Below are 14,179 nucleotides of genomic sequence, written 5' to 3' on the forward strand. Positions count from 1 at the left end.
AAACAACACTTTTTCCAATCAACCAAAGTCGGTCCTTTCACGCATTAGGCGTTCTTTCGTCTTTCTTTTCCACTCCGTTTTTTCACTGGATTCATTTATCGGAAGAATTATACTTTGACCGAAAAATAGCTGCATAAATCGGAAAACGATTCTTGCAAACAACCTCAGAACGGGAAATTCAAAGGGAGAATCGGATGAATCGAATTCTAAAATACTTCACCCTGATCGTCGGCATCGGAACCGCATTACTCTACGCTTTCTATTTCACCTTTTCCAGACCGAAAGAAATATTAGAATTTTATGATCCGTATCACGAAAACAGACCTCTCGCGGAAGGTTCGAAGCTGATGGTTGCGTCCGGACATCCGCTGGCGACCAAAACGGCCCTTCAAATTTTAGAAAAAGGCGGCAACGCCGCGGATGCCGGAATTGCCGCCTTACTCGTGTTAAACGTCACGCAAGGAGAAGAAGCTTCTTTTCCGGGCGTAGCCCCCCTCCTTTACTACAACTCAAAATCAAAGCAGGTGGAAAGTTATATCGGCGCGGGAAAGGCTCCGAGCAGAGCGACCATCGAATACTTTCAATCCCGAGGACATACGTATATTCCGACTTTGAAATATTCTTCCCAACTCGTTCCCGCCTCGCCCGACGTCATCATCGCTCTTTTGAAAAAATACGGAACGATGAGTTTTGAACAAGTTAGCGCTCCTGCAATCGAAATAGCGGAACAAGGTTTTCCGGTTCACAGAATATTGATGCGAAATCTGAACATGAATATCTTCAAAAGACTCGGATTTACGTTTCTTCTTCCGTATAACTCCGAAATCTATCTGGAAAATCGATGGTGGAAACCGCTGTATCATAAGGAAATTTTCAAACGACCCGTTCTTGGAAAAACCTTACGTGAACTCGCTGAACAAGAAGCTCAGGCGAGACGTTTCGGCGCGGATCGAAACCGCGCCTTAGAAGCTGTGCGAACGTATTTTTACGAAGGACCGATCGCGCAAAAAATCATAAAGGCGCACGAAGAAAACGACGGCACTATAACCCCAAAAGATCTCTCGACTTATTCGGGAGGTTGGGAAAAGCCGTTGCAGGGATCTTACGGTCCTTATACGATCTTTTCCAATCAAACTTGGAATCAGGGCGCGGTCATTCCGATCGTTCTTCAAATTTTAGAAGGAATCGATTTGCAATCGATGGAACACAATTCTCCGCAATACGTTCATACCGTGGTCCAAGCGATCGAACTTGCTATGGCGGATCGGGAAAAATTTTTCGGAGATCCGACATTCGTAAATGTTCCAAACGAGGGTCTTCTCAGCAAAGAATATGCAAGAGAACGAAGAAAACTTTTCCGACCTACTGCCTTCGGTAAAACACCTTTACACGGAAATCCGTTCGCTTATCAAAAGAAGAGTGTTTTAAGCTCGCTCGAATTTCAAAAACAGCGGAAAGATTCTTTCCCGAGTCAAAATAATTCTCCTGTCGATCAAAATCGATTTTCAACCGGGACCTCCTCCGATTCTAATCCCAACACTTCGCTATTACGTCGGGTGATCGCAAAATTGATTTTTTTTCAATCGTCTCTTACATTCCATTCTTCCTTAAATGACCAACAACTTTCCCTTTGGGAAAAAACGGGAAAAGTGGGACGTGACACCACCTATCTCAGCATCATCGACGCTCAGGGAAATTCCCTCTCTTTGACTCCGAGCGATTTTCCACAATCTCCGATGATCGATGGTGACATTACGCTCGGAATTCGCATGACCCAATTCCGTCTTGATCCGAATCATCCGTCCGCTCTACTTCCCGGTAAACGACCTACGATTACGCCTAACGCGTCTATGGTTTTTAAAAAAGGAAAATTCCTGATGAGTCTCGGAACGCCGGGAGGCGATATGCAAACCCAAGCTACCATACAAGTTTTTTTGAATATGATCGTATTCGGAATGAACGCACAAGAAGCGGTAAACGCGCCGCGATTCCGTTCTCTCAACTGGCCGGATTCCTTCTCGCCGCATAACTATTATCCGGGCCGGATCGAGCTCGAGAAGGATATCTATGATCGAAGCGGTAAGGCGCTGAAAGACTTAGGTTACGACGTGGTAGGCCGGGATGTTTGGGAATACGATTTCGGCGCTCCTTGTATTTCCCTAAAGGATCCGGTTACGGGAAAACTTTACGGTGGAGCGGATCCGAGAAAAGAATCCTGGGCGGAAGGACGTTGAGCGATTTTAGAAGAAACGGGATTTTTTTGGAGATTCTTTTGTAAAAGTGGGAGTTCCTACAAATTACGTCTCTTAAACAATGTGATCCGTTCTAACGATTGGACCCATTTTGTAGGAGCTCCTACAGATTACGTCTCACGGACTCGCGTCGCTTTTATCGGAACCCTTTTTGTAGTAGTTCCTACATTCCTTCGTTTTACGAAAGAACACCCGCGATCAACCCTCTATGTTTTGTCTTTGGAAAATCTTAAGATCCTCTTCCAAAACGGCGCGAACCTTAGGCGGAATCGGAACACTCGTCTTGGTGACGTGATCAAACGTAACCTGAACCGTTCTGGCAACGGCAAAAATTTCTTTCGTATTAGATTCCACGATCTTGGATTGAAAATCCCAGGAGCTGTTTCCGATCCGAGTCACGCTCGTTTGCACTTCGACGGCGTGATGCATTTCGATCGATTTTTTAAGATCGATTTCGATTCTCGCAAGAATAAAAGGAACGTCGAAGACGCCTTTCACGTTAAAACGGCGTTTGCAATAATCCACTCTTCCGATTTCAAGATACGAAACGAAAACCGAATTGCTCACATGCGCGAACGGATCCATATCCATCCATCGAGTCTGAATCGGAGTGGAAATCATATTAGAATTGTTTTAAGAATCTCAAATTGCCGGATTGGAAATAACGGATATCGTGAATTCCGTAACGCATCATTACGAGGCGGTCCAAACCGAGACCGAACGCAAAACCGGTCCATTCTTTCGGATCGAGTCCGGCGTGGGAAAGAACGTTCGGATGAATCAAACCGCAAGGTAATAGCTCCAACCAACCGGAATGTTTACAAACGGGACAACCCTTTCCGTCGCAAACGAGGCAGTTTATATCCAACTCGAAACCGGGTTCCACAAACGGAAAATAACCTGGTCTCAGTCTGGTTTTGATTTCTTTTTCGAAAATTCTCGATAACAAAACTTGCATCGTATCGATCAGATTCGCCGCGGAAATATCCTTTCCGACGACCATTCCTTCGATCTGATAAAACGTATGTTCGTGAGAAGCGTCGACTTCTTCGTAACGAAAAACTCTTCCGGGTGCGATGATTCGAAACGGTGGTTTCAATTTTCTTAATGTTCTTACTTGAATCGCGGAAGTATGAGTTCTAAGAAGATTTCCGTTTTCCAGATAAAACGTATCCTGCATTTCTCTCGCTGGATGATCGTCCGTAAAATTCAACGCACCGAAGTTGTTCGTGTCCGTTTCGATTTCGGGACCGTCCATCACGCTGAATCCCATCGATGCGAAAATGTCTTCGATCTCGTATTGAATCTGAGTGATCGGATGCAGACTTCCGGTGGAAGCTTTCGGAAGAGGGCGAAGCGAATCGAAAAACTCGGACGCGGCCTGCGTTTCAAAAAGTTTTTTCTTAAGGGAAGACTTTGTCTCGGCGACGAACGCTTCGAGTTTTTTGGAAAGTTCGTTGGCCTTTTGACCGACGGTCTTTTTTTCCTCGATGGAAAGGGAAGCGACGTTCTTTAGAACCGCGGTCAGCTTTCCCTTTTTACCGATAAAATCGTTCTTATTCTTATCCAGATCCTCTTCGGAAACGGAGGAACCGATTTTCTGGACCGCTTCCTGATAAATTGAATCGAGTTCTTGAGATAAGTTCATACGTGCTTCCGCGCTAGTTCGACCAGTCCGGGATAAATTCCTCCGAACGAGCCGTTGGACATAGCTAAGATCAGAATTTTCTCTCCCGTAAATTGGGGAATCATTTTCTCAAGTTTTGCAAGCAGCTCTTGAGGATCTTTTGCGTAAACGGGAACGGTTTTGGAATTCTTCAAAAGTTTTTGAACGAGCTTCTTTACATCCAAACGAATGTCCTTTGAAACCTTCTTCAAATTATGGATCTCGGTAAGAATGGTCAAATCTGCGCCTAAGAAAGAATACGAATATTCCTTTTGAAATACGTTTCTATGCGAGGTCGCGCTTCTCGGTTCGAACAAGGCGACGATCTTATAACCGGGAAATCTTTTTTTAACCGCGTGGATCGTTTCGTGAACGGCCACCGGATGATGCGCGAAATCTTCCATAACAAGCGCCTTCGGCGATTGAAAGAGAATGTCCTGTCTGCGTTTGACGCCCGGAAACGAATCGATCGCCTTCGCGATCCCCGCTTTATAACCGTTCGGGTTGTGAGACTTTAAAATTTCGGAACAAACGCGGATGGCAACTTCGATGTTTCTATAATTGTGATCCCCGAACAGAGCCGGGTCCAGCTTCGTTCCATCCCAGAAGAGCTCGTGCTTTTTCCAAGTAAGGAAAGAATCCTTCCGATTCCATTCGAATCCTTCCGTCTTCGTAAACTGAACGTGTTGAACGAGTTTTTTGAGGGAACCCGAACCGCTCCAATAAAAGATCTTTCCGTTTCCGGGCACGAGATTGATGAGTCGTTTGAACATGGTTTCGATCGCGGTTATATCGGGAAAAATATCCGCGTGGTCGAAATCCAGAGCGTTTAACACCGCATAGGTGGGACGGTAATGCAGAAACTTGGAGGACTTGTCGAAAAAAGCCGTATCGTATTCGTCGCCTTCGATAACGAAGTACGGCCCGTTTCCGAGCTCGAATCCAGGAAAACCGTCCTTCCGAATTCCTCCGACAAAAAGCCCCGGTTCAACCCCGTTTTCTTTTAGAATATGATGAATCAGAAACGTAGTCGTCGTTTTCCCGTGGGTTCCCGCCACTACGATGACTTTCTTGCCTTTGAGAAAGAATTCGCTGATCGCCGCGGGCATCGAAAGATAATTCATGCCCGAGTTCAACATCTCCTCGACTTCCGGATTTCCTCGGGAGATCGCGTTTCCGACGATGATCAGATCCTGACCTTGGATATTTTCCGCTTTAAAACCTTCAAAGTATGGAATATTCCATTCTTTTAATTTATCGGACATAGGCGGATAAACGCCCGCGTCCGAACCGGATACGTCGTGCCCGCTTTTTTTGAGCATATAAGCGAGATTGCCCATAGCGATCCCGCCGATTCCGATCAGAAAAATCTTCAATTGAGAACGGTCCTAATTAAGTTGTAGACGACGGTAAGAAACAAAAGTCCGGTCAACAAATACGCCGAGCCGGATAAAAAGAATATTAGGATTTCCTTATCATTCCATCCGAGAATTTTTTTTAAACTTCGAACGGATAAAACACAGGAAAGAAAAAACGAAATCGCGAGAAAGACCGCCTGCATAGGAGATGGCAAAATCCAAAACACGGACGAAGCGCTGAACGGTAAAAACGAAACGAGAAGAATGTTCGCGGGAGGTAGAGTTTCCCCTTTGGTTCGATCGGCCTTCTTCATAAATATGCGGAACACGTCGAACTGCGCGACCAAGAACAAAACTGCGGGATAGATCGCGAAAGAAAATACGACCCCGGAAAACAGGCTCCATTCTCCCTCGTCGTATCGGACAAAAGATAAGAGTGAAAATACGATGTTGGAAATCAGTTTTGCCGCGGGAGCCAAAATCCAAAGCAGAAAGTGCGTTCTTAAAATTTCTGAATAACCGAAGCCGTCCGTCTTTTGATAGAGTTCGTAAGCGCTTTCGGGCGATTGAAAAACTTTTTGAAGAAGGCCGGTGCGAACTTCGGAGAAGTCTTGTTCTTTATCTACGATCATTTGTGGGAATGCGGAGCGTTCGGATTCTTAGGAATCGTATTGAGATTCAACGGTTCCTTTCTCTGCTCCGCTTTGTCCAAGTTCGCCGCAATTTCTTTTAACCGCAAGAAACTATCTTCGCGGATATAAAAAGGAGGTTCGGAAAATTTCCCGTTTATGATACGAACCGTCGGCCGATAATCGACGGAATTGATATTCGTCTTCGGATAATAACGCAGCGTGATCCAGTCTCCGTTGGAAAGTTTGATCTTTAAGGAAGCGTCCGCAGGAACGCTAGTCAGACTTTTGGCGACCGCATATCCCGCTCCGTTCGAATCGTCCGGATATAATTCCGCGAGCTGACCTACGACTTGGTTGTTCCAGGCGTCGCCCAGATGTTGCTCCAAAGCGATCAGCTTTCCGGAAAGTCTTCTCCAGAAATTCTTTTTGATCGTCTGCTCCTTGAACGGGTGATTGTCAAGACGAAGCGTTTTTCCTTCCTCTTCCCAGATCGTTTCGCTCACGGATTCGTCACGGAGATTGACGAGTTGCTTTTGTCTGAACTCCGCGATTCCTCTCGTAAATCGATCGGCGGTGTTTCCTTGAATCACGAGAATCTCGTTTCCTTCCTGAACGATTCTCGTCGAATCTCCGGTTTTCTTTTTACCGATGCGGATCGTTTTACGGATTTTACCGGAGGATTTCAAAACGATCTGGGGAGAGTTTTCGTTTAACACCAGTGAGGCGGGAATCTTTCCCTCGGCGATCGGTTCTACTCCTTTGGATTTTAAAACGGAAAGCTCTCTGAAAATATTTTCAGTATTGTATCCGCCTTCGAATAGGATCGTTTCTCCCGTTTCGATATCCTTGGATTGAACGGAAAAAAATTCGCGTCCTTCGCTGATTCCCTTTTGTCTCTTGAGAATCACGGGCGACGGATAAAATAACGAGGCGTCTTCCGCCCCCCAAGAACCTTTCGGAGGTTGGTACTCGATTTCGTCGACGTCCATGTCCCAAACGGAAATTTCCGTTTGGTCCTCTTTTCTTTCATCCAAAAAGAAAAAACTAACGAAAAGGACGACTAACGCAAGAAGGAGAAGAATCCAGCGGTTCAAGATTCCGCTCCTTCTCTTCTACGTTTTTGAATCAGAACCGCGGACGAAATGAGAGCGATCAAACCGGGAAAGATAAACATTCCCAAAATCCAAACCGTACGTTTTTGAATATCCGTCAGCGATACCGTGTTCACTTCTTCTTTTTTCGGTTGAATCGAAGAAAGGGAAAGATCCTGATACATCCAAGTGATCGCCGAGGTCGCAAGTTCGTAATTGGTTCCGTAAGAAATAAATTGATCGGTGATCCAGGAAGTTCCCGAAAAGATCACGACCCTTCCTTCCTCTTTCGAATTCGCGTTCGCCGCCGAGGGACCCGTATTTTGCGAAGCGGAGCCATTCTCCGTTTTTAATCCAGGAAGCGGGGAAACATTCGGATCATCGACTGCGTCTTTTTTCGGCTCCGAACCTGTAAGTTCCGGAATACCGGTCGCAGGATTCTGTTTCGTTTCGGTCGATTCGTTTTGAAACTTCGGAATCGTTTTCAGAATCATCCCGAGGATTACGTTTCTTTTTTCCTCTCCGGAATCCTGTTTTCCATTATTATTTTTATCTAATATGGAATCGCCGCCGGATTCCATCAAAGGAAACGATTCGAGCGTTCTCCCGCCCGGTCCAAGCGTTGCCTGCGGAACAAAAAATCCGGCAAAGGGAAACATCGCTCCCATTTCCTTTCTCGTGAGAGTTTCTTCGATCGGATGTTTACGGAAGGATTTCGCAAGAACCATTCCCGCTTGTCCTTGGATTTGGGAAAGCGGTCCTTTTTCGAATTCGTAACCCGACCGCTCCAAAAGCCAACGGAAATTTTCCGTTCCTTTCGGATCGATGGTGATAAAGACCTTGCCCTTTTTCTTTTCGATAAAATCGAGAACCGCGGTTTGCGCTTCTTTGGAAAAAGCGACGGTCGGTCCGGTAATCATTAGAACGTCCGCGTTTTCCGGAATTCTTCCGGGCCAACCTTCGGCGATTCCGAGCCCTTTGACTTTGAAGTTTAAAAAGCTCAAGGAGTTGGAAAGAATTCCCACTTTTTCGTTCGGAAGATTTTGAAAGATCGGCGAGAATCGTTCCCCGTTGGATTGAGTGAAATAAATATTTTTCTCTTCGGTCGTGATGTTTACGACGGCTTGCACGATTTTGCGTTCGAGATCCTCCAAATCGGTTTTTTCACGAACCGCGAGTCTTTGTTCCGCATATTGTTTTCCGTCTTCGGACAAAGGTTTTTTCGTTCTGACGAGAATCAATCCGTTGGAAACCTGACCAAACTCCGCAAGATCGTCCAACTCCACGTCGGCGTTGATAAAGCGGACTTTAAATTGTGGACTCAGGGATTTGAGCTGATCCAAATAAATTTCGAGATCGGGGCGGATTCTTCGCAGGGAGAAGGAATTCGCTTTGTCGCTTGAGGAAGAATTCTCCAGAGGGCGCGGGTAAAACGCGATCACTTCTACTTCTTTCGAAACGCTTTTGAGAATTTTGACCGCAGTCGGACCGAAGGAATATTGTCCTTTGGAACTCAGGTCGAAGTTGTGATTTCGCATTACGGAAATATAATTTACCACCACCAAAGCCACGAAAACGATCGCGAGGTTCATGATAAAATATCGAACGAGCGCTTGTTTGGAGGTTTTCAAAACGCTCTGCGCTCCGGCGGAATCCTTCCCTAATTCTTTGAGCAAAGTAAGAATCAAAAATCCGAACACGGATAAGATCAAAAGCACCAGAAGAATCTCGCGAATCCTTTCGTTGCCCGATCCGGTCGTGTTCGATTTAAGCGCGAGTTCCTCCAAAAAGACGCGCAGATGATAGATTCCGAACGAGAGCAATCCCAAACCGGCGGCTATATAAGAATTCCATTCTTCTTGAATATTCTTTTTTTGAATCCATCGATACGCCGGCTCTAAGATCAGAATCGCCAGCACAAAACCGAGCCAGAGCCAACGGTTTGCGGGCAATTGAATGCTGTCGCGAACGGGAAAATACAAAAACAGGGAAGCAAGCGAAACCCAGGGAAAAATTCTGAGCAAAACGGATTCCTTTTTCATCCTCTCCATCTCCTCGATTCCAAAACTTTTACGGTGAGATACAGAAAGAACAACGCGCCGCTTACGAAGAATACGATTCCGTTCAAAGGCAGAACTCCCTTACAAAATGCGATAAAGTGCGAAAAGATGTGCAGGTGATACAGAACCTTTCTCGTAACCGAATCGAACAGATACGAAAAATATCCCGAAACCCAGAGGGTTAAAATAATGACGATCGAGATCAAAAGGGAAATCATCTGATTCTTTCCGAGACTGCTTCCGAAAAGCCCGACCGAAAACGAAAAGATTCCCAAAAGAAAAACTCCGATCGTTCCCGAAACTACGATATAAAGAGGAGCCTTCCAAAAAGAATACAGAAAGATCGGAAACAACCCGTTTACGAAAACCGAAATCAAAAAGCAGATAAACGCACCGAACACGAACTTACCCGCCACGATTTCCAAATCGGTGATCGGAGCAGTAAAAAGAAATTCGAGAGTTCCTCTGTTCTTTTCTTCCGTGATGCTTCCCATCGCAAGGATCAGCATCGCGATGATGATCGTGGACATAAACGAAAGAAACGTGATCACCGTCGTGTCCACATAATTCGTGCCGGAGTTAAAATTCAGGATCAGCACGAACAAGGAATTCAAAAAGGCGGTTCCGCCGAAAACCAAAGGAGCCATAAAGGTTCCGAAGAACACCTTTACTTCCTTGAAAAAAATCCATTTAATATTCTGAAACATCGTTTCTTAAACCTGATTCATAAAGATCTGTTCTAAGGTGACTTCCTGTTTGCGGATGTATTCCAAACGCGGAACGGAAGAAGCGGAAGCGAAAAGTTTTTCCTTAAATTCGCGCTCGAGAGAAGTGGAAACGAGAAACGTGTTTCCTCTCGAATCTTCTCCGATCGATTGAAGTTTTTCCGCGTTCACGCCGGGTAAAGAGGAAAGATATTTTTTTCCCGAATCCGCGTCGGCGCCGGAAAGAGTGACTTCCAAACCGGAAAGTTTTTCCATCTCATCTTCGAGTTGTTTTCGATCGCGTTGATATACCATTCTTCCCTTATGCAAAAATAAAAAGCGCGTACAGGTTTTATAAACCTCGGGAAGAATATGACTCGAAAGAAGAATCGTATGTCCTTCTCTCAAAGAGTGAATGAGATTTCTGATTTCCACGATCTGCTTAGGATCGAGTCCCGAAACGGGTTCGTCAAGAATGATGATTCTCGGATTTCCCAAAAGCGCCTGCGCGATCCCGACCCGCTTTCTGAATCCCAACGAAAGAGTTTCGATGTTGCTTCCGCGGACGTCGGTTAGAAACGTTCTTTCGCAAACTCTTGCGACTTCGGAATCGATCGTTTCGGAAGACACTTGTTTGATCCTCGCCGCGAACTTGAGATAATCTTCGACGGAAAGTTCCGGATACAACGGAGGAGTTTCGGGAAGATAACCGATCTTCTTTTTTACTTCGAGAGGATTTTCGAACGTGTTCGTTCCGTCTATCTCGCAGATCCCGTCGGACGCGATCAAGTAGCCGGTAAGAATTCGGATCGTCGTGGTTTTTCCGGCTCCGTTCAAACCGAGAAGTCCGACGATTTCCCCTTCTCCCAACTCAAAATTCAGACGGTCTATAGCGAGTTTCTTGCCATAGAATTTGGATAGGTTTTTGACTTTGATCATCTTTGTTTAAACTGCTATCGGGAGCATTCGTAGTTTTCATACGCAGGAAGTCCGATACTATGGAATTTTGGATTCAGGAAAAATAGAAAAATTTTCCCGGATAGGGTCAACCCCTTTTCTCGACCGCGCGGTTATCCTGGATTCTCAAAAACGGAACAATCTGCGTAGGTTTGTTTCGACCGGACCTAACGTATAATTGTTCCAAGGGTGGATGTTAAATGAGTGACGGGCCGACGGAACGGCCTTTGTTTATCTGCCTTTACTTTCCACTTTCGTAAATCTGCTCGATCTGTTTGGAATATTTTTCCGCGATCATAAATCGTTTGAGAGAAAGTTTTGCGGTCAATTCCTCCCCTTTTTCCCAGGGACGGTCGAGCAGGCTAAAGCCGCCGATCCGTTCGAATGATTTAAAACCGTTTTGGTCGCTTATCATTTTGGAAATTTCGGAACGAATCAGGGCTTTGACTTCCGCGTTCGACGAGATCGTTTTCAGATCCGATCCGTATTCCTTTAGGTTTTCCAAACTCGGAACGACGAGTAATCCCGGAAATTTTTTATCCTGACCGACGACCATGCAGGATTCGATCAAAGGAGATTCCTGGAGTTTCGCTTCGATCGGAACCGGTTCCAAGTTTTCACCGTTGGAAAGCACGATCGTCTCCTTGATTCTTCCCACGATCTTTAAGTAAGAATTGGCCGTGAGCAGCGCAAGATCCCCCGTTTTAAACCAACCGTCTTGAAGAACCTTTTCCGTTGCCTCGGAATTTTTATAATACCCTTTCATCACTTGCGGTCCTTTTACGATCAATTCCCCCTTTTTACCGAACGGATCGGAACCCGGATAAATATTCTTGCCGGTTGTAATATCCACGATCCGAATTTGAGTTTCCGGAAAAATCTTTCCGACGGTTCCAACAATCAGTTCGTCCGGGGTTCTCATGGAAAGAATCGGACTGGTTTCGGTAAGTCCGTATCCTTCGAGTACGGGAATTCCGATCGCGTTGAAGAGTTCGTCCACGTGAAGAGGAAGGGCCCCACCGCCGGAAACGCTGGCCTTGAGATTTCCGCCCGTCGCCATTCTCACTTTTTTCAAAACGACGATGTCGAGAAGTTTTGCGGGAGTCGCGATCCAAGCTAAAATGATAAGCGAAATCAATTTTTTGAATATGGATACGCCAAAGAATTCAGGATTCAACTTCAGTTGTCTGTTTTTTAGGACGGCCAAATTTCTGTATCGAATCCGATTCGTTTTCAACGCGGCCGCAAAAAGAATTTTGGAAATTCCCTTCATCCCTTGAAGTTTCGTTTGAATTCCCTGAAAGATGCTTTCCCAAAGTCTTGGAGCCGATGCCATAAAACTCGGTTTAACGATTTGCAAATCCTCTTTGAGGGAACGGATGTTCGTATAATAGGTTTTGCATCCGAAAGTAATCGAAACGATTTCGAAAATTCTTTCGAAGATATGCCAAACGGGTAGAATGGAAAGAATCTTATCCTCTTTCTCCAAGCCGAGCGGTATGTTCCGGATTTGCGAAAGAATGTTCGCGTGCGTCAGCATTACCCCTTTCGGATTCCCGGTCGTTCCCGATGTATAAATCAGAGTCAAAAGATCGTCCGGTTCTATTCGATCGATGCGTGCGGAGATTTTTTCCTTGGAAAGACTTCTTCCTTCCTCCAAAACCTTTCGAAAAGAAAGAACCTTTCCTTCCTTGAAAAGTTCCGGAGTTCCGTCCATCAGAATCACCGCTTCCAAACGAGGAAGCTTGTCGCGAATTACATTCAGTTTTTTGAATACGTTCGCATTTTCTATAAATACGATTCTACAATCGGAATGGGAAAGAATATATTCCATATCCTGAATCGTCGCGTCGCTTCCGCGGGGAACGTCCGCGGCCCCTGAAAACAAAACGGCGAGATCCGTCTGAATCCATTCCAGACGGTTGTCCGCGATGATCGCGACATTCTCCTGCGGTTTTAAACCGCAGTTTTCGATCAGATAGGAACCGAGAGAAAGCGCGTCGTCATAAAGTTCCCCGTAAGTTGGGCCGTCGAAAATTCCTTTCGTATTTTTAGTCAGGAAGGATTTTTCGTTTTGATACTTCTGAACGGAATCTCGAAATACCTGCGCGAGATTTTTATACTTCTTAAAGTTTGCATGGTTCATGCAAAAGAAAATACATCGAAACGGCCCTAGGGTCGACGGGATTCATGATTCCATACCCTTTTTTCGAAGATATTCCGTGGGAGTCGTTCCGGTTTCCCTGCGAAAGGATTCGTTAAACGAACTCTTGCTGTTAAACCCGCAACGCATCGCGACGTGAATGATCTTCGCTGCCGGATCTTTTTCCAAAATCCGAATCGCCTCCCGAACCCGATGATAGTTCAAAAACCGATTGAAGTTCATTCCGTAAGAATCGTTGACGACCTGCGAAAGTTGATCCGGCCGAAGAGAAAGCTGATTTCCGAGCGACTTGAGGGAAAGCTCGTCGTTCAGATAAATTTTTTCCTCTTCAAAAAGAACTTTGATCTTTTCCAAAGCGGAATTCTTCAGATCGGAATTGATCCTGCTTTGTTTCCTTCTAATTTCGCGAATCCCTCTGCGGAGAATTTCCAAAAAGTCCGGATAACGCGACAGAAGGATAAAGATCAAAAAAACGCCCGTCGAAAACCCAAAGGCGCCTAACGTTTTTAAAAAGGAGAATTCTCCCTGGATGAATCCGCCGAACGTGATAAGCTTTGAAACCCCGAACCAGCCTAAGATCAGATAAAAAACGGACAACGATCGTTCCTGACCCGCGTTAAAAAGAATTCTCGCGTTAAACAAAAATCGAAACGAGAACGCGATATAAACGCCCGGAACGAGATAACTCATATTTAAGAAAAATAGAATATAGTTTTTGAAGAGCGGGGAAACGACCGATTCATTTTTACGGAAAATTTCGAGTTTTTCCTGAGTCGATAAAAGTCCGACCGGGAGAAATAACGCGGTCAGGAGCGACACGAGCAAAACGTGAAACCACTGAATGCGATCCCATAAGAACCGGTCCCAAAACCGGAACGGGTTCTTGCGCATTGATCTTTCCGACAAAGTAAACAGGGGGGTTGGGTCCCGCTGTAAGTATTCCATTTTGAAGATGGATTGAATGAAGAGATAAAAAAGCGGACCCGTTGCGATCGCAAAGGGAATGTGCCAGAAAATCAACGCCGGAAACTCGAATAACTTACCCGAAGTAAACAGATAAAGTTGTACGAGCCAAATCGAAATCGACAGAAACAAAAACGCTCCGATCTTAAACGTGGGGGACTTCTTACGATTCAGTCCCAGCATGATTCCGATCAACGCGGAACAAAACGCGCTCGCATATCCGTACAATTCAATCCACATCGGGCTACCGATTCGCAAAACTAGACTTACGTTTAATTCTGCCAATATCATTTTTTTTATGTCAATTCGAAGACTACGACCTGCAAAAAAGA

At 45.3% G+C, this 14,179-nt stretch carries 11 protein-coding genes; 1 reads left to right on the top strand and 10 read right to left on the bottom strand.

The features are described 5' to 3' along the window. Positions 1–194 precede the first annotated feature (194 nt). Positions 195–2,234 carry a gamma-glutamyltransferase family protein gene (locus tag LFX25_RS17080; RefSeq protein WP_238731641.1) on the top strand — a complete coding sequence of 680 codons (2,040 nt, stop codon included), beginning with the start codon at positions 195–197 and terminating at the stop codon, positions 2,232–2,234. A gap of 216 nt (positions 2,235–2,450) precedes the next feature. Here LFX25_RS17080 and LFX25_RS17085 read toward each other — a convergent pair whose 3' ends face one another. From LFX25_RS17085 to LFX25_RS17130, 10 genes are all read right to left on the bottom strand, one after another. Next, complete coding sequence (locus tag LFX25_RS17085; RefSeq protein ID WP_238731306.1) at positions 2,451–2,873, bottom strand: acyl-CoA thioesterase; 423 nt, start codon at positions 2,871–2,873, stop codon at positions 2,451–2,453. 1 nt (position 2,874) lies between these two features. After that, complete coding sequence (gene pheS / locus LFX25_RS17090; RefSeq protein WP_238731307.1) at positions 2,875–3,900, bottom strand: phenylalanine--tRNA ligase subunit alpha; 1,026 nt, start codon at positions 3,898–3,900, stop codon at positions 2,875–2,877. Further along, a complete protein-coding gene (locus LFX25_RS17095) occupies positions 3,897–5,294 on the bottom strand; it encodes a UDP-N-acetylmuramate--L-alanine ligase (protein ID WP_238731308.1) in 1,398 nt (465 codons plus the stop codon). The genes pheS and LFX25_RS17095 overlap by 4 nt, the downstream gene beginning before the upstream one ends. Continuing rightward, on the bottom strand, positions 5,291–5,908 hold the full coding sequence (locus tag LFX25_RS17100) for a hypothetical protein (RefSeq protein ID WP_238731309.1): 618 nt from the start codon (positions 5,906–5,908) through the stop codon (positions 5,291–5,293). Before LFX25_RS17100 ends, LFX25_RS17095 begins: the two co-directional genes overlap by 4 nt. Then, positions 5,905–7,002, bottom strand: coding sequence for a DUF4340 domain-containing protein (locus LFX25_RS17105; RefSeq protein WP_238731310.1), 1,098 nt, complete (start codon positions 7,000–7,002; stop codon positions 5,905–5,907). Before LFX25_RS17105 ends, LFX25_RS17100 begins: the two co-directional genes overlap by 4 nt. Then, complete coding sequence (locus LFX25_RS17110) at positions 6,999–9,041, bottom strand: motility-associated ABC transporter substrate-binding family protein (protein ID WP_238731311.1); 2,043 nt, start codon at positions 9,039–9,041, stop codon at positions 6,999–7,001. The genes LFX25_RS17105 and LFX25_RS17110 overlap by 4 nt, the downstream gene beginning before the upstream one ends. Next, on the bottom strand, positions 9,038–9,766 hold the full coding sequence (locus LFX25_RS17115) for an ABC transporter permease (RefSeq protein ID WP_238731312.1): 729 nt from the start codon (positions 9,764–9,766) through the stop codon (positions 9,038–9,040). Before LFX25_RS17115 ends, LFX25_RS17110 begins: the two co-directional genes overlap by 4 nt. A 6-nt stretch (positions 9,767–9,772) precedes the next feature. Then, complete coding sequence (locus LFX25_RS17120; protein ID WP_238731313.1) at positions 9,773–10,702, bottom strand: ABC transporter ATP-binding protein; 930 nt, start codon at positions 10,700–10,702, stop codon at positions 9,773–9,775. A 259-nt stretch (positions 10,703–10,961) separates the two neighbouring features. Further along, a complete protein-coding gene (locus LFX25_RS17125) occupies positions 10,962–12,866 on the bottom strand; it encodes an AMP-dependent synthetase/ligase (RefSeq protein ID WP_238731314.1) in 1,905 nt (634 codons plus the stop codon). 42 nt (positions 12,867–12,908) lie between these two features. Beyond that, positions 12,909–14,138 carry an AraC family transcriptional regulator gene (locus tag LFX25_RS17130; RefSeq protein ID WP_238731315.1) on the bottom strand — a complete coding sequence of 410 codons (1,230 nt, stop codon included), beginning with the start codon at positions 14,136–14,138 and terminating at the stop codon, positions 12,909–12,911. Positions 14,139–14,179 lie beyond the last annotated feature (41 nt).

It is taken from the genome of Leptospira sanjuanensis, from assembly GCF_022267325.1.
Lineage (GTDB): Bacteria > Spirochaetota > Leptospiria > Leptospirales > Leptospiraceae > Leptospira > Leptospira sanjuanensis.